The 23,420-nt window shown below is 46.8% G+C and carries 23 protein-coding genes and 1 riboswitch; of the genes, 18 read left to right on the forward strand and 5 right to left on the reverse strand.

Annotation, left to right across the window (positions count from 1 at the left end):
• Window positions 1-103 precede the first annotated feature (103 nt).
• The 5 genes from QRD89_RS02810 to QRD89_RS02830 are packed head-to-tail and all read left to right on the forward strand — an operon-like array spanning window position 104 to window position 5,027.
• Complete coding sequence (locus QRD89_RS02810) at window positions 104-853, forward strand: IclR family transcriptional regulator (protein WP_286096273.1); 750 nt, start codon at window positions 104-106, stop codon at window positions 851-853.
• 12 nt (window positions 854-865) lie between these two features.
• Window positions 866-1,819, forward strand: a complete 954-nt coding sequence (locus QRD89_RS02815) for a sugar kinase (RefSeq protein ID WP_008636415.1) — start codon at window positions 866-868, stop codon at window positions 1,817-1,819.
• Between the two features lie 14 nt (window positions 1,820-1,833).
• Window positions 1,834-2,478 (forward strand): bifunctional 4-hydroxy-2-oxoglutarate aldolase/2-dehydro-3-deoxy-phosphogluconate aldolase, encoded by a 645-nt coding sequence (locus QRD89_RS02820; RefSeq protein WP_008636416.1) that lies wholly within the window; start codon window positions 1,834-1,836, stop codon window positions 2,476-2,478.
• A complete protein-coding gene (gene dgoD / locus QRD89_RS02825; RefSeq protein WP_286096274.1) occupies window positions 2,475-3,623 on the forward strand; it encodes a galactonate dehydratase in 1,149 nt (382 codons plus the stop codon). Before QRD89_RS02820 ends, dgoD begins: the two co-directional genes overlap by 4 nt.
• 42 nt (window positions 3,624-3,665) lie before the next feature.
• Entirely contained in the window at window positions 3,666-5,027 is a 1,362-nt protein-coding gene (locus QRD89_RS02830) for a GntP family permease (RefSeq protein ID WP_008636418.1), read from the forward strand.
• Between the two features lie 220 nt (window positions 5,028-5,247).
• On the opposite strand, the gene QRD89_RS02835 is transcribed toward QRD89_RS02830, so the two are convergent.
• Window positions 5,248-5,754, reverse strand: coding sequence for a hypothetical protein (locus QRD89_RS02835; protein ID WP_008636419.1), 507 nt, complete (start codon window positions 5,752-5,754; stop codon window positions 5,248-5,250).
• Between the two features lie 457 nt (window positions 5,755-6,211).
• Between QRD89_RS02835 and QRD89_RS02840 the strand changes: the two genes are divergently transcribed.
• The 4 genes from QRD89_RS02840 (at window position 6,212) to QRD89_RS02855 (ending at window position 10,146) form a co-directional block, all read left to right on the forward strand.
• Window positions 6,212-7,675: a CDP-glycerol glycerophosphotransferase family protein gene (locus QRD89_RS02840; RefSeq protein WP_286096275.1), complete on the forward strand. Its 1,464-nt coding sequence runs from the start codon at window positions 6,212-6,214 to the stop codon at window positions 7,673-7,675.
• On the forward strand, window positions 7,668-9,068 hold the full coding sequence (locus QRD89_RS02845; protein WP_286096276.1) for a glycosyltransferase family protein: 1,401 nt from the start codon (window positions 7,668-7,670) through the stop codon (window positions 9,066-9,068). The genes QRD89_RS02840 and QRD89_RS02845 overlap by 8 nt, the downstream gene beginning before the upstream one ends.
• Window positions 9,069-9,170: 102 nt before the next feature.
• On the forward strand, window positions 9,171-9,761 hold the full coding sequence (locus QRD89_RS02850; RefSeq protein WP_026578766.1) for a class I SAM-dependent methyltransferase: 591 nt from the start codon (window positions 9,171-9,173) through the stop codon (window positions 9,759-9,761).
• A 100-nt stretch (window positions 9,762-9,861) separates the two neighbouring features.
• Window positions 9,862-10,146 carry a hypothetical protein gene (locus QRD89_RS02855; RefSeq protein WP_152413366.1) on the forward strand — a complete coding sequence of 95 codons (285 nt, stop codon included), beginning with the start codon at window positions 9,862-9,864 and terminating at the stop codon, window positions 10,144-10,146.
• A gap of 46 nt (window positions 10,147-10,192) precedes the next feature.
• On the opposite strand, the gene QRD89_RS02860 is transcribed toward QRD89_RS02855, so the two are convergent.
• From QRD89_RS02860 to QRD89_RS02870, 3 genes are all read right to left on the reverse strand, one after another.
• Complete coding sequence (locus tag QRD89_RS02860) at window positions 10,193-10,660, reverse strand: GNAT family N-acetyltransferase (RefSeq protein WP_286096277.1); 468 nt, start codon at window positions 10,658-10,660, stop codon at window positions 10,193-10,195.
• A gap of 86 nt (window positions 10,661-10,746) precedes the next feature.
• Complete coding sequence (locus QRD89_RS02865) at window positions 10,747-12,039, reverse strand: nucleobase:cation symporter-2 family protein (protein WP_008636428.1); 1,293 nt, start codon at window positions 12,037-12,039, stop codon at window positions 10,747-10,749.
• Entirely contained in the window at window positions 12,036-12,623 is a 588-nt protein-coding gene (locus QRD89_RS02870) for a xanthine phosphoribosyltransferase (RefSeq protein WP_062515561.1), read from the reverse strand. The genes QRD89_RS02865 and QRD89_RS02870 overlap by 4 nt, the downstream gene beginning before the upstream one ends.
• A gap of 120 nt (window positions 12,624-12,743) precedes the next feature.
• A riboswitch (purine riboswitch) is annotated at window positions 12,744-12,845 on the reverse strand.
• 290 nt (window positions 12,846-13,135) lie between these two features.
• On the opposite strand from QRD89_RS02870, the gene QRD89_RS02875 reads away from it, so the two are divergent.
• The 7 genes from QRD89_RS02875 (at window position 13,136) to QRD89_RS02905 (ending at window position 20,070) form a co-directional block, all read left to right on the forward strand.
• Window positions 13,136-14,533: a CDP-glycerol glycerophosphotransferase family protein gene (locus tag QRD89_RS02875; protein ID WP_062515559.1), complete on the forward strand. Its 1,398-nt coding sequence runs from the start codon at window positions 13,136-13,138 to the stop codon at window positions 14,531-14,533.
• 197 nt (window positions 14,534-14,730) lie between these two features.
• Complete coding sequence (locus tag QRD89_RS02880; RefSeq protein ID WP_286096278.1) at window positions 14,731-15,450, forward strand: ABC transporter ATP-binding protein; 720 nt, start codon at window positions 14,731-14,733, stop codon at window positions 15,448-15,450.
• Between the two features lie 11 nt (window positions 15,451-15,461).
• The gene (locus QRD89_RS02885) at window positions 15,462-16,205 is read left to right on the forward strand and encodes an ABC transporter permease (protein ID WP_286096279.1); all 744 of its coding nucleotides are present in this window, start codon (window positions 15,462-15,464) and stop codon (window positions 16,203-16,205) included.
• Between the two features lie 145 nt (window positions 16,206-16,350).
• Complete coding sequence (locus QRD89_RS02890; protein WP_286096280.1) at window positions 16,351-17,664, forward strand: sensor histidine kinase; 1,314 nt, start codon at window positions 16,351-16,353, stop codon at window positions 17,662-17,664.
• Window positions 17,664-18,395, forward strand: coding sequence for a LytR/AlgR family response regulator transcription factor (locus QRD89_RS02895; RefSeq protein ID WP_286096850.1), 732 nt, complete (start codon window positions 17,664-17,666; stop codon window positions 18,393-18,395). Before QRD89_RS02890 ends, QRD89_RS02895 begins: the two co-directional genes overlap by 1 nt.
• Window positions 18,396-18,468: 73 nt before the next feature.
• Window positions 18,469-18,921 carry a DUF6376 family protein gene (locus QRD89_RS02900; protein ID WP_008636432.1) on the forward strand — a complete coding sequence of 151 codons (453 nt, stop codon included), beginning with the start codon at window positions 18,469-18,471 and terminating at the stop codon, window positions 18,919-18,921.
• Window positions 18,922-19,338: 417 nt separating this feature from the next.
• Window positions 19,339-20,070: a ZIP family metal transporter gene (locus tag QRD89_RS02905; RefSeq protein ID WP_286096281.1), complete on the forward strand. Its 732-nt coding sequence runs from the start codon at window positions 19,339-19,341 to the stop codon at window positions 20,068-20,070.
• A 1-nt stretch (window position 20,071) separates the two neighbouring features.
• Here QRD89_RS02905 and QRD89_RS02910 read toward each other — a convergent pair whose 3' ends face one another.
• Window positions 20,072-20,752: an alpha/beta fold hydrolase gene (locus QRD89_RS02910; RefSeq protein ID WP_286096282.1), complete on the reverse strand. Its 681-nt coding sequence runs from the start codon at window positions 20,750-20,752 to the stop codon at window positions 20,072-20,074.
• Between the two features lie 119 nt (window positions 20,753-20,871).
• On the opposite strand from QRD89_RS02910, the gene QRD89_RS02915 reads away from it, so the two are divergent.
• Together QRD89_RS02915 and QRD89_RS02920 are read left to right on the forward strand one after the other, a co-directional pair.
• On the forward strand, window positions 20,872-21,243 hold the full coding sequence (locus QRD89_RS02915) for a VOC family protein (RefSeq protein WP_008636440.1): 372 nt from the start codon (window positions 20,872-20,874) through the stop codon (window positions 21,241-21,243).
• Between the two features lie 137 nt (window positions 21,244-21,380).
• Entirely contained in the window at window positions 21,381-23,402 is a 2,022-nt protein-coding gene (locus QRD89_RS02920) for a penicillin-binding transpeptidase domain-containing protein (RefSeq protein ID WP_286096283.1), read from the forward strand.
• The last annotated feature ends 18 nt before the right edge of the window (window positions 23,403-23,420 follow it).

Raw genomic sequence — 23,420 nt, forward strand, 5'->3', positions numbered from 1 at the left:
ATTCTGTCAATCTATTGATGAAAGCGGTTCATTGTGATAGTGTTGTGTATGAAATTTACATATGAGAAATCGATTTACATATGTGAATGGGAAGGTGAGGAAAATGACGGTCAAATCAGCAGATCGAGTCATTTCTATATTGGATCACTTGAAGGATTATCCCAATGGTCTTTCCCTTAAAGAAATCGCCGCCCAGTTGGCTCTGCCGCAAAGCAGTACATTCCAACTGCTGCAGACGATGCAGAAACGGCATTTCCTGACGGTGGCTGAAGGGAAAGTATATAAACTCGGTCCGAAGCTCGTACAGATTGGAACGAGAGCTTTAGAGACACTCGATGTCTATGCCGATGCACGTCCTTATCTCCGTGAATTGATGGAGAAGGTCGAGGAGACGGTATTCATGGCAATGATGATTGAAGAAGAACTTGTCTATGTGGCGAAGTTCGATAATTATCGGTCTATACGGACGACTGCACAGATAGGGATGCGGAAACCGTTGTACTGTACGGGTCTTGGAAAAGCCTTCTTAGCTTTTATGCCGGAACCTGTCAGTGATCATCTTCTTTCCAACATGAAAATGGAACCGATTACAAGTAAGACTCTTACAGATCCACATGTGCTGAAAGAGCAGTTCGCGGGCTTTCGTGAACAGGGTTTCGCGATTGATGATGAAGAGAATGAAGTGGGATTGTATTGTTTGGCAGCTCCTATCTATAATGCTGCCGGCGAAATGGTTGCGGCAATCAGCACAGCCGGTCCCAAAACAAGGGTCCTCGAGCGTTACGAATTCGTTTCTGAATCTTTATTGACAGTTTCGAAAGCGATTTCAGAAAGGAATGGATACGTTTTATAAGGAGGGTACGAAATGGATGTAGTCACACTGGGAGAGACAATGGTTACTTTCACGTCCAAATCTTCAGGACTGATGCGTTACGCTTCAGACTTTGCAATGAAAGTGGCTGGTGCAGAATCGAACGTTGCCATCGCCCTTGCACGATTAGGACATGATGTTGGATTTATCAGCAAAGTAGGAGACGATGAATTCGGTGAGAAGGTTCGCAGCTTCATCCGAGGAGAAGGAGTGGACGTCAACAAAGTTACTTCTTACGGAGGAGCTCCTACAGGTATCATGTTCAAAGAGAAGCTGACACCGAACGAGATGCGGGTCCAGTATTACCGTAAAGGATCTGCAGCGAGTGCGATGACTCCGGACGATCTGGACGAATCCTATATCGCCGGCGCCCGGTTCCTGCATATTACAGGTATTACACCAGCGCTCAGTTCAAGTTGTCTTGAAAGCGTTTTAACTGCTGTTCATTATGCCAAGCGTAACGGCGTAACAGTGGTTTTCGATCCGAATCTGCGGAAGAAGTTGTGGGGAGAAGAAGAAGCACGATCGGCTCTGTTGGAAATTGCCTCCATGGCGGACATTGTGCTGCCCGGTATCGATGAAGCAGAATTCCTTTTTGGACCATCTTCTACGGAGCAGCTGGCTGATAGATTTCATGAACTTGGAGCTTCTGTCGTCATCATGAAGCTCGGCAAAAGGGGAGCTTACGTGAAAGACCATTCATTCACAGGCTATGTCGATGGTTATCCCATCGATGATGTGGTCGATCCGGTCGGTGCGGGCGATGCATTCGCAGCCGGCTGTCTCTCAGGCCTGCTGGACGGTTTGCCGGTAGAAGAGGCATGCAGACGCGGAAATGCTGCAGGGGCCATGGTCACGTTAGTCGAGGGTGACGTAGAAGGGCTGCCAACGAAGGAACGTGTCGAAGCGTTTCAAAATCAGGATGTCAAAGAGGATGTAGAGCGATAAGGAGGAATGGACAAATGGGAACAGTCTTTCAACGAATGTTAGAGCATAAGCTTGTAGCGATTCTTCGTGGGCAACAAGAAGAAGATATAGTGAACATCGCCCAGTCGCTTCATGACGGTGGGGTGCACATGATGGAAATCACGGTGGATACTCCACGATTCGACGAGCATATCCGTCAAGTCAAGGAAGCTTTCGGTGAGCGCATGATTGTCGGAGCCGGAACGGTACTGGATCCGGAAACAGCACGGACAGCCATTCTTGCCGGAGCGCAGTTCATCTTCTCGCCGACGGTCGACAAAGAAACGATCACGATGGCGAAACGGTACGGCGTTGTAAGTATTCCGGGAGCAATGACTCCGACTGAGATTTTGACAGCCTATGAGCAGGGTGCAGACATGATTAAAGTCTTTCCGGCAGGAGCGATGGGACCTGGGTATATCAAAGATGTACACGGACCGCTGCCACACATCCCGTTAATGCCTACAGGTGGAGTCGACCTGTCCAACGTCCGCGAATACTTTGATAAAGGAGCAGTAGCCGCAGGGCTTGGCAGCTCGCTTGTCCCTTCCAATAAGACGATGGATGAAACGGCACTCAGGGAATTGACAGAAACGGCAAGACAATTCAGTGAAGCGATAAAGGATGTGGAGAGAGTATGAAAATCATAGATTTCAAACTGTATCAGCTGCCACCACGTTGGTTGTTCTTGAAAATAGAAACTGATATAGGCGTCTGCGGATGGGGAGAGCCTGTTGTGGAAGGACGTACGCATACCGTTGCTGCCTGTGTTACAGAATTGATGGACTATCTGATTGGTAAAGATCCGCGTAACATTGAAGACCACTTCCAGGTATTGTACCGAGGCGGTTTCTATCGTGGAGGACCAATCCTGATGAGTGCCATTTCCGGTATCGAACAAGCGCTGTGGGACATCAAAGGGAAGTATTACCACATGCCTGTCCATGAAATGCTCGGCGGATCTGTCCGTGACAATATCCAAGTTTACTCTTGGATCGGAGGCGACCGGCCTAGCGATGTAGGAGCTGCTGCCAAGGAAAAAGCGGAGGCAGGCTTCACCGCAATTAAGATGAATGGTACAGAAGAAATGAATTACATAGACAGCTATACCAAAGTCGATGCAGCAGTAGCAAGGGTAGCGGGAATTCGTGAAGCTGTCGGACAGGATTTTGGAATTGGAATCGATTTCCACGGGCGCGTCCATAAAGCGATGGCGAAAATACTCGTCAAAGAGCTGGAGCAGTATCGTCCGATGTTCATTGAAGAGCCGGTTCTGACAGAAAATGCAGAGTCCTTTAGAGAGATTGCACAGCACACGACGACTCCGATTGCAACAGGCGAACGGAACTACACCCGCTGGGGATTCAAGCAATTATTGACGGATGGAGTAGTAGACATCATTCAGCCGGACTTGTCACACGCTGGTGGAATTCTGGAAACGAAAAAAATCGCCGCTATGGCAGAAGCCTTTGATGTAGCAGTCGCGCCGCATGCGCCGCTCGGACCGATCAATCTCGCAGCGTCCCTGCAGGTCGACGCCTGTACGCCTAACTGCATCATCCAGGAACAGAGTCTCGGTATTCACTATAACAAGGGAAGCGATCTGCTTGATTACCTTGTGGATCCGACCGTCTTTGAATATGAGAATGGTTCGGTGAAAATCCCGAAAGGACCAGGGCTTGGAATCGATATCAACGAAGAGAAAGTCAAGGAAATGTCGGAACAGGCGGAGCTTTGGAAGAATCCGATCTGGCGGCATGCGGACGGTACCGTCGCTGAATGGTAAAGAAAGTTCACTCGTATTTACAACTATGAAGGAGAGATAATTATGTCCACAACAGGATTGATCCTGCTTGCAGTATTCGGAGTCGCTCTGCTGTTATTCCTCGTCATGAAGACGAAGCTGCAGGCGTTCATCGCGTTGATTCTTGTCAGTTACATTGTCGGGCTCTTGTCCGGAATGAATCCGATGGAAGTTTTGGAAGCGGTTCAGGCAGGGATGGGAGGTACCGTCGCTGAGGTCGCGGTCATCATCGGTATCGGAGCTATGTTCGGAGAAATTCTTAAAGCATCCGGCGGAGCGGAACGTCTTGCTTTGACCTTGATGAACAAATTCGGTGAAAAACGCGTCAACTGGGCGCTGGTGCTTACCGGTTTCATTATTTCCATTCCCGTTTTTCTAGATGTAGCCTTTGTCATTCTCGTTCCTATTTTATATAGTCTTGCACAGAAAACAGGGAAATCATTGCTGCACTTCGGTATTCCGTTGCTTGCAGGTCTTGCCGTTACACACAGCTTCATCCCGCCTACTCCGGGACCGATCGCTGTAGCATCCTTGATCGGTGCCAACATCGGCTGGGTTATCCTCTTCGGATTCATTGCCGGAATTCCGGCAGCGATCCTTGCAGGGCCGGTATTCGGAACGTACATCGGTAAGAAAATTCATGTCAAAGTGCCGGCAGAAATGCTGAAGAACATGGCAGAAGAAGCAAAAGGAAAAGAATACGATAAGGAGCTTCCAAGCTTCGGTATGATCGCTTTTCTTATCCTGCTTCCACTATTCTTGATTCTACTTAATACGTTCGGCAGTGCCGCTTTACCAGAAGGAAGCACGTGGGTAACGGTCTTCTCCTTCATCGGTGATCCCGGTGTTGCTTTAACAATGACCGCTTTAGTTACGTTCTATCTACTTGGAACACGCCGTGGTTATACGAAAGAGGAAATCCAGAAGATTGCCACGAAGTCTCTGGAACCTGCAGGTGTCATTATCTTGATCACCGGTGCCGGTGGAGTCTTCGGTGAGGTACTTGTACAAACAGGAATCGGCGATGTCCTTGCCGATACGATGAGTAACATGAATATGCCGATCATCGTCTTCGCCTTCCTTGTAGCTGCTGCTGTCCGTATCGCTCAAGGTTCGGCAACGGTAGCGATGGTTACTGCAGCAAGCTTGATTTCTCCTGTCATCAACACGATGGGAATCGAAGGTCCGATGCTTGCGCTGCTGGTTATTACCATTGCGTCTGGTGCTACTATTGCTTCTCACGTCAACGATTCAGGATTCTGGATGGTTAACCGATTCTTCGGATTGTCTGAGAAGGATACGTTGAAGTCGTGGACGGTGATGGAAACGATCATCGCGCTTGTCGGTTTCGGTGTTTCGCTCATCCTCAGCTTGTTTGTAGCATAAGGAAGAAAAACCAGCCCTTTGCAAAGGGCTGGTTTTTTTATTTTTTAGGAAGTGATATTCAGTGGGGAGAGGGCGGGCGCCGGGAATGTTTCTTCATTATTGGATAAGTGGAGATCGTTTGTTCTTGAAGATGAGGTTCTAACAGCTAAATAGAAGTGAAGTCTATTTTTTGATTTTCTCAACAAGACGAAAACCAGCCCTTCATAAAGGGCTGGTTTTGTTATTTCAGCGAGTGACGCTGGATATTCGGAGCTTCTTCCTCGAATTCGTTTTGGAACGGAAGGTTTTCTTCGTTCTTATGGAATTCGGGAGGAGCTTGTGTGCCGGTTGATTTATAACGAATGTGGAATTCCTCCTGGAACTCCGGGACATCTTTCGGTTTGGCAGTAGGAAGCCTCATGCCTGTAATCCACATTTCGAATTTGTAAATACCACGGTCGAGAATGACGCATAACTCTTCGAGAGACTGGGTCAGTTCATTCAAACAGTCCAACCCGTTTCTTAAAATAATTCCCCGTTCTTTCGCCTTTTCGATCGAATGCTCCAGGCGGTAAGGTTCGCCTTGGTATGCAAATTCGATAAAACAGCTGTTGCGGTCCCAGTTAAAGTGGTAATCGTCAATCTTCAGACGTTTCATGACTTTCTCAAGTTTTTTCTCACATATATTTTGTTCCTTGTGCGGCATCCATTTGAATAGAACGTTCTTAAATACTGGATTTTTGAACATACTAGTCACCTTCCTTTTAGTATAAGCCTGAACCTGTGAAGCGTGAACTGTACTATTATGTATAGTTCTACAAAAGGTGGAGAACCCCTCCCTGATATCCCTTTTAATTGCAAAAAATCCCAGAATACATCAGACATCCATCGAGGCTTACTACCATTTTAATCCCTTTGACGGCAGAAAGGGAATGGGCGCAGGGAACTATTAGGTGCAGGGAATTACTCTTTTTCTATTGCAGGGGCTGAGCTATTTTGTCTATTGAAAAGGCTTCCTGTCGAAGGTGACGTTCCTATTGTGGAAAAGGAAGCCGGAAAGAAACAGGAAGAGTGCATACGTGTTACTTTTCGCTCATTTTTAATAGATAACCGTTCGTAGGATAGGTAGATAACTTCACACGATTGATAGAGCCTTCATATATATAGTTAGGAGTAATCTCACTAAAACAGAAAGGAGTGTGGACATGAACGACGCATCAAGAAATTACTGGTCCTTATATGCAGAGTTTCTATCTGCTTTCCAGTCGATCAGATATAAAGGGTTCTCTATTCCTTACCTGTGTCATTTCAGGAGTTTGAACCATGAGAATACGTATATATGGGAGAACCTCCCGAATGCAGCATTCCGTAAACATTTATCCCATGATGTGAAGGATAGAAAGACTCTGCAGGCACTATTCGATCAATACAAGCAGTCCCATGTGAAAAAGAAAAAGAGTAAACTGTTTCCAAGGATGAAGGCTCCAAAGGGTAAAATCGTCTTGTACAATGCGGCCAATCTCCTTCGCTTCCCAAAGGAGACGATGGATCGGCATTTCCGGCCTGACCAGACCGTACTGCTTCAGGATTTTCCTGCAAAGAAGAAGCCGAAAATCGTTAAAGGGATTCCGGTCCAAGGTGTTCCGTCCAACTATTTGAGTTCCTATCGTGTCCCTGTAGAAGCAAGCGTCCAGGTGCTGCAAAAGCAAGCGGATAAAATCATTCAAGCATACTCTGGTCACCCTATGTTTAACCATGCATCGTTTCGAGTGAACTTCCACAAACAATTGGCAGGGATTGTCCAGAGAATTGAAGAGACGAATCGTTTCTTCCGGAAAAACCCTGTATCCTGTATCGTTTTTGCATCCACCCATTATTATCAGAGCAGGACAATAGCTATGGTAGCGGCAGAGGCTGGTATTCCGACGGTCTGCATGCAGCATGGGATTATCGGGGATGAAATAGGGTACATGCCCCAAATTGCTGACGTGGAAGGGGTGTACGGACATTTTGAATCCGAATGGTTTCAGAAGATCGGCGTAAAGAAGACGGCTGTTGAAATCATTGGTCATCCGCGGTTTGATAACCTCTTCCGCCGTTCGTCCCTGATGAAATCAGAGCTGGTCCATCAGTTGAAAATAAACCCGGGCAAAAAAACGATCCTTGTGATTGTAAGAGAAGATAAGCAAGTCGATAAGTGGGAGACGCTGGTCCAGAGCTTAAGTAAAGAAGGAAACTATAATATCATCATCAAAGACTTCCTCTATCGGGGCACACCTCATCCGCTCACGAAACTTTCTCCTCATATCTATTCATCCGCATCGATTCCATTATATGATTTGATCCACCACAGCGATATCGTCTTAACCTATTTATCAACCGTAGGTCTGGAAGCGATGATCGCGGATAAACCAGTGTTCGTGCTATCCACCCCATTTCCAACCTATACAGGTTATTTTGACAAACTGACTCCGTTAGTAGACCCGCGTCCGCTGAAAGTAGCCCGTATGGTAGGGAAATACCTCAGCGACGATCAGTGGAAGCAGCAGGTGAAAGAAACACGACAGTCGTTTCTGAATCATGCGTATCCAACGGCCAAGCCGTCCGGTACCAGACTGATGGATCTCCTGCGGCGTCTCTCGAAACAAGGAGGGGTTCCGTTTGAATGATTATGAAAGAGACTATTGGAGTTCGTATTTTGATTTTCTTGATAAATTTAAAGGGTTGAAGTTTATGGGTATTCCTGCTGCGCTTGTGCTCCCTTATTATGTGCTGATCATGGATCGCGGGCTGCATAAGTTAGGAACCCCGGCTACAGCGGGAAGGTGGTCTGTCCCATTAGCGAAGGAAGAAGATCTGCAGTCACGTTTTGAACAAGTACTGAGGCCGTATAAGAAAAGAAATATGAAAAGAAAAGGGAAAATCGTTTTTTATGATGCGGTATTAAGGATCCCCCATTACCTCTTACGGTCTTCCTTCTCTCCTGGCGAGACATTGATTCTGTGTCAGAAGCAGTCGGTCAATCCCTATACAGCTTATAAGACCAAGTACTTCTACTCGCTTCAGCATGTGGATAAGGAAACGAAGAAATCGTTTATCAAAGAATGGAATAGTACGATGGATCAGTATGTCGACCATCCGATTTATGGAAATGTTCATTTTCGGAAGAAGGTCCGGATGCTGCTGCCTTCTGCGCTTATGCAAATCGCGGCAGCTGCCAAGTTCTTTGAAACGACAGAAGTTTCCTGTCTGATCGTCGGTACGACAAACAGCAGCGACAGCCGCAGTCTCGTACTTGCTGCCTCGCAGCGGGGAATTCCTACTATCTGTCTGCAGCATGGTATTCCTATGCTGGAGTTCGGTTATCTTCCTAAAGTGGCCACGTTCCAGGCCGTTTATGGGGAAAGAGACAAGCGATGGTATGAGAGCCGGGGGGTTCCGTCCGTTACTCTGCGGATGATCGGCCACCCGCGTATGGATGATATTTATAAGAGGAAAGGGATGAGCAGAGAAGCCTTCTGTCATCGATTATCGTTGAATAAAAAGAGGAAGACTATCCTTTTGGTGCTTCATCATGAAGAGATGGAGATGGTGGATTCCATTCTTTCTGAGCTGCAAAAGAATGCGGTGTACAACATAGTAGTCAAGCGACGAAACGGCAGACAACGCCAATCGGAGGCAACGCTTGCACTTGCCAAGAAATATAAAAAACTCACTTATGTCGATGATCTGCCTTTGCATGACGTTCTCCGTCATGTGGATGCGGTGATCAGTTATGACTCTACGATCGTTCTTGAGGCGATGCTTGCTGGAAAGGTTGTCCTGCTTTGGTCGCTGAACAGCCTGTCCCGCAGTTCTACCAATTATTACGATTCATTGGAATACTATCGATTTGAGAAGCCGGAAGAGCTCGTTGAAGCCCTCTGTCTTTTACTTGAGGATGGGTCGTATAAACAGGGGTATCATGCTGTAAGGGAAAAGACGATTGCATCCCTTTACCAGAACCGCAGTGGAACCTCTACAAAGGTTCTGGCAGAGCTTGTTCGATCTTTAATTCTGTAACGAACGATAAAAAGATAGAGTATCTTAGTCATCTACCAATACGCTTTTCCATAACTTTCATAGAATAACGTATGCTTGAAAATAGAAGGGGGGATAAAGAGAATGGAAGAAGAGAAAAAAACGATGGAAGAGCTTCATGACCACTGGAAGAGCAGCAGTACACCCGATTTGTATGCTCCAAGAGTGGAGAGAAGTGAGTTCCTGACCAAATATATCCGCAAATGCATCGTCCGAAATGGACAAATTCTGGAGGTCGGCTGCAACGTCGGTCGAAACTTGAACTATTTAAGAGAGCAGGGCTACCAGAACCTGAGTGGAATTGAGATCAGCGAGGAAGCGGTAATGGCGATGAAGGAGACGTTTCCGGAATTAGCCGAAGCGGCGCACATCATGAATGCACCCGTGGAACAAATCATCAAACGCCTGCCGTCCAATTCCTATGATCTCGTGTTTTCCATGGCCGTGCTCCTTCATATACACCCGGACAGCGACTGGGTTTTCGAAGAGATGGCAAGGATATCCCGGGATTACATCATCACGGTTGAGGCAGAACAAGCATCAGGTTGGCACATTTTCCCTCGTAATTACAAAGCTATCTTTGAAGATCTCGGTTTTAAACAAGTGACGGAAAGCAATGCAAAAGCTGCCGGATTGAAGGCGTATACGCTTCGGGTCTTTAAAAAATTGAAATAACAGCAGAAAGCGACTCTTGTTGGGATATTCCCAGGAAGAGTTTTTCTGATTGAAGGAAGGGAATAAAAGGAACATTCTGCTTAAGTCTGGAGAGGATATCATGATAGAGAAGTCTGCCGGTGTCTTCTTGTTCGCAGCTTTGGTTCTGTTTCTATGGGGATGGATCACGGGGGATGCCCTCATCTTCTTCCCTTTTCTCTGTCTTTTCGCCGCTGTGTTCTTATTCACCGTCTATGCTGTAAGGATTAATAAAGAGACCGCCATTCGCTGCCGGGTCGGCTGGCACAGTTTCGTTCATATCGGTTGGGATGAGCAAATGGCGTCGGGAGCAATCTATGAATGCAGGAGGTGCGGGAAGAGGAAGAAGGTGATGAGGGCCTTTTGACAAAAAAACAGGTAAGGTCGGGACCTGTGCCTGACCTTACCTGTTATCAGGGATTTTGTATAGTTGCGGCTTCGTCCAGGGGAAGACTGTAGTGGAAGAAATCAGCTTCCTTGCTGTACCCTTTTTTCTCGTACAGCTTTTGCGCCGTATAATTATCAAAAGCAGTCGACAGGCTGAGGCTGACGGCTCTGGTATCTTTGGCAAAGTCTTTGGCTTTGTTCAACAGAAGTTCTCCGATGCCTTTGCCGCGGGCTGCTGGTATGACATACAAATCATTCAATATCCAAGCGTTCCTCATGGAAATGGAAGAATGGGTCGGATAGAGCTGGGTGAAGCCGACGTAGTTATCCTTTTCTTTTACGAGAAAGATGACAGAGTCCTTCCGCGTCATTCGTTGTTCTATGTAGGCTTTCGCTCCTTCTAAATCCGGATCTTGCTTGTAGAATTGGCGGTATTGATCGAATAAGACAGCGGCTGCTTCCACTTCTTCCATGGTAGCCTGGTGGATGTTCATGGTCATCTCTCCCTGGTTGTTTTTTTAATAAGTATATACATTCTATGGAAATAAACAAGGGGAGCATTTACGCTCCCCTTATTTGTTCAAGCTCCTCGTTCGCTTAGTACCGTAACCTTCTTAGAGGCTTTGGAAGGGAGCATATGGAATAGGATATTCAAAACGATCGCTGTTACGCTTCCAGCGACGATGCCGTTGCTCGTGAGGATTTGGAAGCTTTGAGGGAGCTTGGCGAACAGCTCGGGCACGACCGTTACGCCGAGCCCCATCCCTACAGAACAGGCGACGATCATGGAATTCTCGTGTGATTCCGCGATGACAGCGCTGAGCATCTTGATTCCCTGTGCAATGACCATGCCGAACATCGCAACCATCGCGCCCCCTAACACAGGTTCCGGGATGATTGTGGTCAGGGCTGCAATTTTAGGAATGAATCCGAGGGTGATGAGCATGGCGCCTGTGACGAAAATGACTTTCCGTGATTTTACGCCTGTCATGTGCATCAAACCGACGTTCTGGGAGAAAGCCGTATAAGGAAAAGCGTTGAACACTCCTCCAAGCAGAATGGCGATCCCTTCTGCTCGATAGCCGTTGGCTAAATCCTTCTCTTCGATCTTTTTTTTCGTCAAGTCACTCAAAGCGAAATAGACACCCGTCGATTCAACGAGAGACACCATGGCAACGAGGATCATCGTCAGGATGGCAGACCAATGGAAGGTGGGCGTACCGAAATAGAAGGGCTCGACCATATGGAAATAGGAAGCTTCCATGACGGAAGTGACATCGACTTTCCCCATGAAGGATGCCGCCGCGGTGCCGGCGATGATGCCGATCAGAATAGCGACAGATCTGGTGAAGCCAGTCGTGAAACGGTATAAGAGCACGATGAATAAGAGCGTACCGAAAGAAAGGGCAATATTTGAAACGGATCCGAAGTCGCTTGCTCCTTCGCCGCCTCCCATATTGTTGATAGCAACAGGGATCAGGGTAATCCCGATGATCGTAACGACCGTACCCGTGACGACAGGAGGGAAGAAGCGGACCAATTTACTGAAAAACCAGCTGATGAGGATGACGAACAAACCGGATACTAGAATCGCCCCGTATATCGCAGATACCCCGTATTCGCCGCCGATGGCGATCATCGGCCCGACGGCTGTGAACGTACAGCCGAGAACGACCGGGAGACCAATCCCGAAGAAGCGGTTCCTCAGTACCTGGAGGATCGTCGCCACGCCGCACATAAGGATGTCTATGGCGACGAGGTAAGTGAGCTGCTCGGAATTCAGACCAAGAGAAGCACCGACGATCAGTGGGACGAGAATGGCTCCCGCATACATAGCAAGGAGGTGTTGGACAGCCAGTGCACCTGTTTTCATACGGACGCCTCCTCTTCAGCGAAGCGTACTTCTCCATTCTCAAGGGAAGATAGAATGGCTAACGACTCCACCCGGATGCCTTTGTCCAAAAGCCGCTTCCTGCCGTCTTGGAATCCCTTCTCTATGACAATTCCGACACCTGCAAGCGCTGCCCCGGCTTGTTCAACAATATCAACAAGCCCGAGTGCTGCCTGTCCATTGGCGAGGAAATCATCCAGTATGAGGACGGTATCTTCGGCAGTCAAGTAGTCTTTCGAAACAGATATCTCATTCGTCTGCTGTTTCGTGAACGAATAGACTTCGGCAGAATAGAGATGGTCATTCAGCGTCAGGGATTTCCGCTTCCTTGCGAATATGGCGGGTACTCCAAGGCTGAGTCCGGTCATTTGGGCCGGTGCGATGCCGGAGGATTCCAGCGTCAGGATTTTGGTAATGCCGGCCTGTTGGAATCGTTCGGCGAAGCCTTCACCGATTTCCTTCATCAACTGTGGATCGATCTGATGATTGAGAAAGGAATCGACCTTGATAACCGTGTCGGAAAGGACGCGGCCTTCTTTTTTTATCTTTTCTTCTAGTAGATGCATAGAATGGATCACTCCTTATGGAAAGTAAAAAATGCGCAGCAGCTTCATTCCCTGACTATGAAGGGAGCAAAGCTGCTGCGCATGTAACGTAGAGAACGACCATGACAAACACGATCATCCATCTTCTTTTCTTCCTTTCATAGTCGGTTCATTTACGGTGAACCGGTAGAAACTCGCAGGCCGTATCCCTGCTATTATATGAAATCGGTTATTCAGTTAATATCCACAGTATAGCACGCGAAAACTGGAAGACAATACCGAATTCGTCATTTTGTACAACCGGATGAATAGAGGGAATATTCAGTCTGTAATAAAGGAGGAAAATCAAAGAGGTGTATGTAACAACCAAACATTCATCCCAAGCTCCTTCGTGATTAAATTTTTCTCCCTTCTGCAACCATAGTCACACAACCATACAGAATCAGCATCCCGGCATAAGATAGTTAAGGACTCATAAATGGTAGGGACCTATGGCTGCACGGGTCCTTCAGAAAGGAGGTTCTTTGACTACCATGAATCAATTCGAACGAAGGTATTGGTCATCCTATTGTGATTTCATTAATGACTTTAAAGCATTGAATTACCTTGGGATTTCCCTGCCTCTCGTCATGCCATATTATGTCCTTATTCATGAAAATGCCATCCATAAATTAAAAGGCGGAGGAGCGGAGAAAATACTTCGCACAAAAATCGTCAAAGAAAAAAGCATTCAGGCTCATTTTGAAAAACATCTGGCCCCTTACCGGAAGAAAGTAGTGAAGAGGAAAGGGAGGGTCGTCTTCTATGACAATGTCCTTCGCATCCCTTCTTCGTTGATCGCTGAACAATTCAAGCCTGGTAAAGCTCTCCTGCTCATGCACAGGCCGTCCCAGGTGAAATCATCCATTCCGTCTATTGCATTAAGCAAATATGAAACGATTCCTAAGAAGATGATAGATAATTTCAAAAAGAAAGCAAATCGTATTCTTCTCTCCAAACGATCGCATCTGATTTACGGGAATAAACATTTCAAGAAACGATTTCTGAGACAGATTCCGGTCGTCATGAAGCAGATCTTCGCTGCCAATAAGTTCTTCGCGAGCTACCCGGCTTCCTGTCTCGTGCTTGGTACGACGAACAGCAGTGACACGAGGATACTGGCATTGACAGCTGCAAGTAAAGGGATTCCCTCCATTTGTCTTCAGCACGGCATTCCATTGCTTGAATTCGGCTACCTCCCGCGTGCCGCTACCTATCTCGGTGTGTACGGGACGAAAGATGTAGCCTGGTACACCAGTAAAGGTGTCCCTCCGGCAGTCATCAAAGTGGTCGGCCATCCTAGGTTCGACGAAATGGTGAAGAGAAAACCGATGTCTCCCAAAGTCTTTCAGGCGAAGTTCAAACTTGTACCGACTAAAAAGACCATTCTGCTGGTTCTGCATCATCAGGAGACGGAAATTCCACAAATCATCATTGATAAGCTCTTGAAAACAGGGAAATACAACATTCTGATCAAGCCGAGGAACGGCAAACAGAGTAGAACGTCCCAAACGCTTGCCCTCCAGCAAAAATATAAAACGGTCAAGTTCGCAAATGGTGTGCACTTATATGATCTGCTGCAAAATGTGGATGCGGTCGTCAGTTACGAATCGACGATCGTGATGGAAGCACTGCTTGCTGGTAAACCAGCATTCATTTGGAAGTTGAAAGCATTAGCGTCGAGCACTACGAATTACTACAGCGACCTGAGCGAATACATTTTTCAGGATCCGAATCTCTTGATTGGGAAGATGATGGCCGTTCTTGATGGAAAGGTCGGTCCGGAGGCTTGGAATAAGAAGAAGGATGCTTTTATCCAGAAGCATTATCCTGTCGCACCACCGCTGTCGATTACGAAACTGAAAGCTTTGATCACCCAAATCACACTATGAATACCAGAAATTTCTGCTTCCTGGCAACCGCCAGGGAGTTTTTTTACGTTTATGACTGAATAAGTGTTCTTTGTGCAGAGGTGGATCAGCAGTTACGTGGATGATCGATGATCTTAGGACAGAAACGGAGTTTGTACGCTTCACTGCTTTATGATTTTCATAGCAAGAGAGTCATGGAAGCGAGTGGAGGGTTATAGATGAAGATTTTGAACGTGAGAGGGCTCCATAAATGGTATGGAGACAACCATGTATTAAAGGATATGGATTTTGAAGCAGAATCTGGTGAAATCATCGGTGTGATTGGAAAGAACGGAGCGGGTAAATCTACGTTTCTGGAGATATTAATGACTATGAAAAATTATGATGACGGGGACGTTTTCGTGATGCAGGAGAATCTACGTGACCTATCTATGCACGATCTGGAAAGGATTCGTCGGGATATCTCTGTCGTGCTTCAACCAACCCATTTCTATAAGACGTTAAAGGTAGAGGAGTTGTTGAAACTATTTCAAGCCTATTATCAATCGAGTGTGGACCTTGATCAGATAATCATAGACTTCCACCTGCAGGATCATCGAAAAACTTTATTTGATAAGCTCTCTGGGGGCTGGAAGCAGAAGGTGAGCCTTGCTGTGGCTTTCTTATCAGAGCCCAAGCTCCTCATTCTTGATGAACCGACAACAGGATTAGACCCTCATATGAGGAATGTTTTGTGGTCTTACATTGTCTCCTATAACAAGCGGAATGAAGGGACAGTCATCCTTACGACACACGATATGGACGAAGTAGAGAAGTATTGTGAAAAAGTGCTTTTCCTAGAAGGGGGGAAGGTGGAGATGTTTGATACGACCGCAAACATACTCTCTGAAGGATTCCCTTCGATTAACGACTATTACTTAACGAACATCTCGATTTAAGGGGGGATATCATGCTGGCGACTCAGCTTAGGTATGATTTATTAATGTTTTCAAGAGAAGTGTTCTACTTGATCTTCACTATCCTTGTCCCGCCGGTTGCCTATATTTTCATGGGGCAGCTGGTGGGGGACCGTACGTACATAGACGGTCTGGGTTATGCCGAGACATACACCCCGTCTTTCATTCTGTTCATTACTTTTTCTGTTGTGTTTTTCGCTTTTGGATTTGATAAGGTGATGAACCGGACGACAGGCGTAGAAAAAAGGATTAAGATTTCTCCTGTCCCGGAGAGAACTTTGTTACTTTCGGCTATTTTGAAGTCCGTCATCATTACCAGCTGCGGCTTCCTACTTATCCATTCTATCGGTATCTTCTTATATGGGCTGCCGTTTAAGCCGGCTGCTTATCTGGTCTCCTACGTCTTTTTCATTCTATTGAATGCGGTTCTCCTCCTTCTTTCGTCTGCTGTCTACGCGTTGTTCAATGATATGAGGAGTGCGTTAGTCTTTTCGATTTTAACATTTCAAGTAGTTTTGTTTACCGGAGATTTTTCTGTACCTGTGAGCCTGATGCCGCCGATCATTCAAACAATTGCAATGTTCAATCCACTTTACCATATGAATCATTTGTTCATTGATGTTTGGAATCAGCAGTTCCGTTTCGATACAGATACTTGGCAGGCTCTCGTAGTCATTGCTTTTGTTGTGAGCATTTCTATAATTATTCTACGTGTGACGAGAAGGAAGCAGGACTAAAATGGAAGGGAGAAGAGAAAAAGATGCAGATGAAATTTACCCACGGGTCCTTGATAAGTCAAGAAGCGAGATCTGTTAATCTGCATTTCCAAAAAGAACGGATAATGGTAAAATGCTCCTAAAAGATTTTTGAGGAGCGTCGTTCTTGATTGCATTGATCATCAGCTTCATACAAGTCGCAGCACTGTGTTGTATCAACTTTGTCTTCGTAGACTTGAAATCTACCACGCTTCACAAAGCAGTTGTTTCTATCTTCTTAGGCATTATTGCTATGAGTTCTTTTTACTTTATAGACACCTTGGGCATTGTAATTCCCTTAGTTATTCTTCTTGGATATAACTATCTACTAACGAAAGCTGTGATCAAGAGTCTGTCTTCCCCGGTTTTTGCATTGTTAATTCTCGTATTAAGTGATCAAGTCAGTTCCCTGGTGGGCTTCTACATCTTCGATTTTTCTATAGACCAAATCGGTACAGCGCCGATCCCTTCGTTGTTTCACGTTGTGGTTTTTTCGGCAGCTGCTGTTGGTTTTACTTTCGTATCTTTACACTTTTTCAAAAAGATTAAGGCGAAGGTGGTTTTGGAGCGGAGGCATATGGCTTTCTTGTCCGGTCTGCTCCTCCTTACTATTATTTTCGTCTATGTTACGATTCTGATCTCCGGGGAGAACGGGTTTTCGAGAGACATCGTTCTTCTTAACAGCTTCGTGTTCCTGGCTTATTTCATATTGTTCATCGGCATTGGTCTGCTCCTTCTCTCGACGGTCGTGAAGGAGTGGAAGTGGAAGAATAAGCAGGAGGAATATCGTCAGTTAAGAAACCATTCCGAGAACCTGGAAGAAATGTATGGAGAGCTTAGGAAATTTAAGCATGATTATATAAATATCCTCTCTTCGTTATCAGAATTCATAAGGAAGGAGGATATGGAAGGCTTAAAAGGTTTCTTTCATGACAAAGTACTTCCTACCGGGAAGGACATGGAGAAGCATGAATATAAGCTTGGGGATCTAAAGCACATTAAGATGTTAGAGATCAAGGGAGTACTTGTTTCCAAGCTTGTCAAAGCCCAGGAAGCGGGGGTGGATGTGAATCTTGAAGCAGTGGAACCGATCGAGGATATGCCTATGGATGCTATTCTACTCAGCAGATGTCTCGGAATCCTTTTAGATAATGCAGTGGAGGAAACAGAAAAGCAGGAACAGGGAAGGATGCACATCGCCTTCGTCAGAAAAGAAAGTTCCACCTTGATCGCCGTTGTTAACACGTTGAAAGGGGAAGTCCCTAAGCTGTTTCAAGTTTATCAAGACGGATTTTCCACAAAAGGAAGTAATCGAGGCATAGGGCTCACTAACTTGAAAGAAATCACGTCAAAACTTGAGAATGTGACGCTGGAAACGAAAATGGAAGGAAGGTTGTTCTTCCAGCAGTTAGAGATTTTTGAAGAGGGGGGATTCATATGATAGAGGTATTTATTTGTGAGGACGACCCACAGCAGAAAGAACGGATGAGAACGTACATAGAAAATTATATCATGATGGAAGAACTGGATATGAAGGTTGCCCTTTCTACCGACGATCCCAATGAGATCCTTACATACTTGTCGGATAATCGCGTAAATGGTTTGTATTTTCTGGATGTTGATTTGAATCACGAGAAGACAGGTATTGTGCTTGGAGCTGAAATCAGAAAGTATGATCCGCGCGGCGCCATCGTCTTCGTAACTTCCCACTCTGAGCTGACTTACCTCACTTTCCTGTATAAAGTCGAGGCGATGGACTACATTATCAAGGATGATTTCACGAATCTGCAGCAGCGAATCGTCGACTGTGTGAAAACTGCCGGTGAACGCTACCTGGCGCATTCCGAGGATTCCTCTTCGACCCGGTTCCAGATCAAGAGCGGTGATAAAATGATCAGTGAGGATTACAAGGATATTCTTTTCTTTGAAACGTCCTCAAAACTCCACAAAATCATCATGCACACCGAAAAGCGCCAAGTGGAATTCTACGGGAAGCTGAAGGAAGTGGAAGGACTGGATGAGCGCTTCTACCGCTGTCACAATTCTTATGTCGTAAATAAAGATAATATTAAATCCGTTGATAAGAAAACGCGGGAAGTACATATGATTAACGGGGAGACATGTTTTGCTTCGAGCCGGTATTTGAAAGGGTTAAGCAAAGCGCTCCAATAGCAGGAAGGCCCTCGGATGGAGGGTCTATTTTTATGGGGTTCGTGCTATACAAAAAGAAAAAAGTAGGGATGACATGAAGAAATTATCGGCAGCTTTAGTAGGAGCAATCGGCGTGCTCGGCGGTTGTTCGATGCTGGAGGGAGTGAATAATTCCCTGTCGTACGTCAATGAAGCGACGGAATATGCCAATGAAGCCAGTTCTTTTGCACAAGAAGCACCGTCTCTTGCGGAACAGGCAGTTCAAGATCCGGATGCAGCTGGTGAGCTGGAGACAAAGCTGGAAGAAATGAAGGCGGATATAGAAGAATTCAATGAGCTGGATGCGCCTTCTGTTGCGGAAGATCTGCATCAACAGGTCGTTTCACAGAATGACAAGGCATTGGAGGGTATCCAAGTTTACTTGGATAACGTGGAGAACGGAACACTCGACCCGTCCGTCATTGAAAACACAGAACTGTTTCAGACAATGAGTGAGCTGTCGCAGATCGTTGATCAAATCGAAGAAATTCAGCAGCTGGGTGAATGACGATGAGGCTTCCTTACAGGGAGCCTTTTTTCAGCTTGTAGAAGAAGTACTTTTCAGAGGGAGAAATCGGGCTCCGGGGAATAGAGCGCTGTCCGTGGGGTGGCCGGCTTCTCATCGCTGCGCTCTTCCGGGGTCTCACCTGTGCCACTATTCCCACAGGAGTCTGCTCTATTCCCCTCCACCCTTTGTTATACATGTCTATCTTTCGTTTCATTCCTGTATCCTATAGTTATCGATGGTTGCTTTGAAATTTTCATGAGAGGAAGGTTTTTCTCCCTTTGATCCTTTCTCGGAGTTTCTAGACAGTCTGTGAAAAAGGCTCCCTTAAAGGGGGCTTTTTTGTGTGAAAGGAAAAGAGCTTCTATCCGGACATGCTGTTACGTATAGTGGAAGCAGGACGAATGTGGGGGGAGCGGCATGGACTGGAATATCGGAATTATGTTGATATCTGCTTTCGCAACGGCGGCCGGGGCACTGCCGGTTCTTGCCATCAGACAGATTTCCCACAGGGGTATGGATACAATTCTTGCTTACACAGCTGGAGTCATGGTAGCTGCTTCTACATACGGACTGATCCCGGCATCGCTTAAACTGACGAATTTATATGTCCTCTGTTTCGGAGTCCTGCTGGGGGCGCTTCTATTAAATGCCTTGGAATACGTCCTTCCCCACATCGATGCAGACCATGAAAGGCATGGGCGGATGCTTCCGTTTCAGGGGATGATGCTGGTCGTTGCCATGACGCTTCATAATATTCCGGAGGGACTGTCAGTCGGAGCCAGCCTTGCCAGTGATGTCGACAATCTCGGGCTTGTGGTCGCTTTGTCGATGGCTTTACAGAACGCTCCGGAAGGTTTTCTTGTCGCGCTCTTTCTTATGAATCAGGAAGTGTCCAAGCTGCGGGCATTTTTATTTGCGACACTTACCGACTGTATTGAGTTCTTTGCGGGCGTCTTCGGTTTCTTCGCCGTTGGTGCAGCGCTATGGATCGTTCCATACGGGCTCGCGTTCGCCGCCGGTGCCATGTTGTTCATCGTATATAAAGAATTAATTCCGGAAACACACGGTCATGGATACGAGCGCCTGGCGACCTTTTCCTTTCTTATTGGACTGTTAAGTATGATCGGCCTTGTCGAATGGTTTCGCTAGTCTACAAGCCTTGCAGGAAGGACGATGCCAATTTACTGCATGCTTCCGGTTGGTCCATATTTGCAGTATGGCCGGCGTTCGGAAGCAGACCGATCTGGATGGCAGCGTTACGTGCTTTCATATGTATGGCAGCTTCCCGTTCGTGCTTCTCTGTGCTTCCGTTTAATACGAGCGTCGGAACGGTTAATTGCTCGATTGCTTCATCATCTAATGCAGGGTAGTGGAAGGTCATCCCGTGAAGTACGTTTCTCAATGTGGATTTCCACCTGTCCCCATGCAGGGCTTTGAACTGGTCGGCGAGGCTTCTCTCGTGTTCTTCGATGTGAAGGAAGTAGTCATATTGCTTGTTCATCACCTCTGTCAGCGACTCGGGGATCCTGGGAGTGTAGCCTGTCAGGATGATTCCTTCTACATACTGTGGAAGTTTGATCGCGGTATGAACAGCAAGCGAAGCTCCGAGGGACAATCCCCATAGGAAGCCCTTTCCTTCTTCCTGTATCCGTTCGATTACCCATTGGAGGGCTGACGGGAAGTATGGATCACCAGCATCTGTTGAGCAGGATCCATGTCCTGGTAAATCGAGGGGAACAAGTTCAAACTCTTCTTTTAAATGAATAAGCTGGCTTTGGAAGTGCGTTTCTGCTGTCCCCATGAACCCGTGCAGGAAATATAGTCGTTTCATTCGGTTCCTCCTCCTTCATCCATTCCATTATTTAGTATAGCAAATTTCTAAAAGGGATTTAGTATGGATATATGGAATGTAAAAAGGGTAGACGTAAGAGAAAGAAGGAGTGTTTGGAAATGTATGAAGGGATTCATCATGTATCTATATTAATAACGGATCTGGATAGGGCGAAACATTTTTACGGGGAAGTATTGGGATTTCAAGAAAGTAAGGAACGACCGGACTTCGGCTTCCCCGGTGCCTGGTATCAATTAGGAGAGACCCAAATCCATTTGATTCAGCACGAGGCAGGACAAGCGAGGAGAGATACGACGGAAATTGACTCACGCGATGCCCACTTTGCTGTACGTGTACATAATGTGGAAGCATTCATAGAGAAGATGGAAGCGAATGATGTGGCCATGCTGAATAAGCCGCACAACAAAACAGAGTGGCATCAAGTGTTTATCTCCGACCCGGACGGCAATCTTATTGAATTCAATCGATAAACAGAAAGCACGTGGACCAGGAAAAAGGGCCGCGTGCTTTTTTACGAGCTGGATTCTTTTTGATACAGAATATTTTGATATACTATGTAAGAGATACTAGAGTTTTGTCAGAAGATGACAGAAGAAGGGGAGAGTTTATGAGGAGTTGGAAGCTATGGGCTGCAGTCTTGGTGTTTTTAAGCCTTGTTGCCTGCAGTCAGCAGCCGAAGCCTGAAGATACGTTCACGGCCTATATGGATGCCTGGGAAAACGGAGAGTACGACAAAATGTACGGATTGTTAAGTGAAAGTTCCCAGGGTTTGATGACAGAAGAAGAATTTGTGGATCGTTATGAAACCATCTATGACGGGATCTCCATGGAGGACTTGGCGGTTACATATGATCTGCCCGAGGAGTCGGAAGACTATGGAGAGGGAGAGGAACCTTCCTTCGATTTTGGAGTGAAAATGGGATCGATCGGTGGAGAGATTGATTTCACTCATGCAGCAAATCTCGTGTTTGAAGAAGGCGAAGAAGAACGCTGGGCAATCGATTGGGACTCTTCCATGATCTTTCCTGGAATGAAGGAAGGCTATACGGTCTATGCCGATTCGCTTTCTTCCGAGCGTGGGGAAATATTTGATGCGGATGGTCAGGGACTTGCCGTTAACGGAGAAGTCCAACGCGTCGGTTTGGTACCGGAGCAGATCGAAGAAGGACAGGAAGAAGCATTGAAGGAAGGGCTTTCGGAAGAGCTTGGAATGACGGTCGAGGCAATTGACGCGAAACTCGATCAGTCCTGGGTCGAGCCTAGTTCCTTCGTGCCGATTGGAGCAGTTGCAGCGGATGACGAAGCGAAAATCGAGGCGTTGAAAAAACTTCCGAAAGGGTTCATATTCAAGGCAGAAGAAGCAAGAGTTTATCCACTGAAAGAAGCTGCCGCCCATTTGACGGGGTACGTAGGAGCGATTACCGCGGAGCAGCTGGAGGATAGAAAAGGCGAAGGGTACTCCAGTACGAGCAGAATCGGTCAGGCAGGACTGGAAGCTGTTTTCGAAGATCGACTGCGCGGGACACCGGGAGGAAAGGTCGCCATCAGAGACGAGAAAGGCAACGAAGAAGAGGTATTGGCTGAAACAGAACCGGTAGCTGGAGAAGATGTTACGTTGACCATCTCATCCGATGTCCAGAAGAATGTCTATAACCAAATGAAGGATGACTCCGGCTCCGCTTCTGCCGTCAACCCTACGACAGGGGAAGTGCTGGCAATGGTCAGCGCACCTGCCTATGACCCCAACCAATTCATACTCGGCATGGGGGCTGAAGAGCGTCAGAAGCTTCAGGAGGCACAGGGAAGTCCATTGCTGAACAAGTTCACGCGGACCTATTCACCAGGATCTACGTTCAAACCAATTACCGCAGCAATCGGTCTTGAAACGGGAGCCATTGATCCGGCAGAAGAGCTTTCCATTCCTGATCGCACATACACACAGGACGGCTGGGGAGGATACTCTGTCACCCGGGTTCCTGGAGCCGCCGTCGATACACAAGTGAATCTGCGTGATGCACTCGTCCGCTCCGACAACATTTATTTTGCCCGGTCCATCCTGGAAATCGGAGGCGAAGCGTTCCTTAAAGGGGCAGAACCGTTCGGCTTCGGAGAAGATATTCCTTTCCCTTATCCAGTCGAGTCCTCTCAGATTCTGAATGCTGATGCATTCAAGGAGCAGGAGCCGCTGCTTGCCGATACCGGCTATGGGCAGGGGCAGGTTCAGATGAGCACGCTGCATCTGGCGATGACCTACACGCCGTTTATAACGGACGGTACGCTTCTGAAACCGACGTTGATAAAAGACGAAGGAGCAGGAGAACCGTGGCATGAGAACGTGCTATCGGAAGAGACGGCAGCAACCATTAAAGAAGACCTGCGTGCGGTTGTCGCTGATGAAGAAGGGACTGCCCATAAGCCGGTGACAGAGGGCTTGTCGCTTGCCGGTAAGACAGGTACAGCCGAGTTGAAACAGTCACTGGAAGATGAGAATGGTCAAGAAAACGGTTGGTTTGTCGCTTGGGATACGGAATCCCGGGATCTCCTCGTTTCGATGATGATCGAGGATGTTGATAAAGGAAGTGCGGAAGTCGTTCCCAAAGTGAAAAAAGTATTCGAGCAGTCCTCTTAGAAGCAGTTACGTCCGCAT

Source organism: Halobacillus sp. ACCC02827 (genome assembly GCF_030291935.1).
Lineage (GTDB): Bacteria > Bacillota > Bacilli > Bacillales > Halobacillaceae > Halobacillus.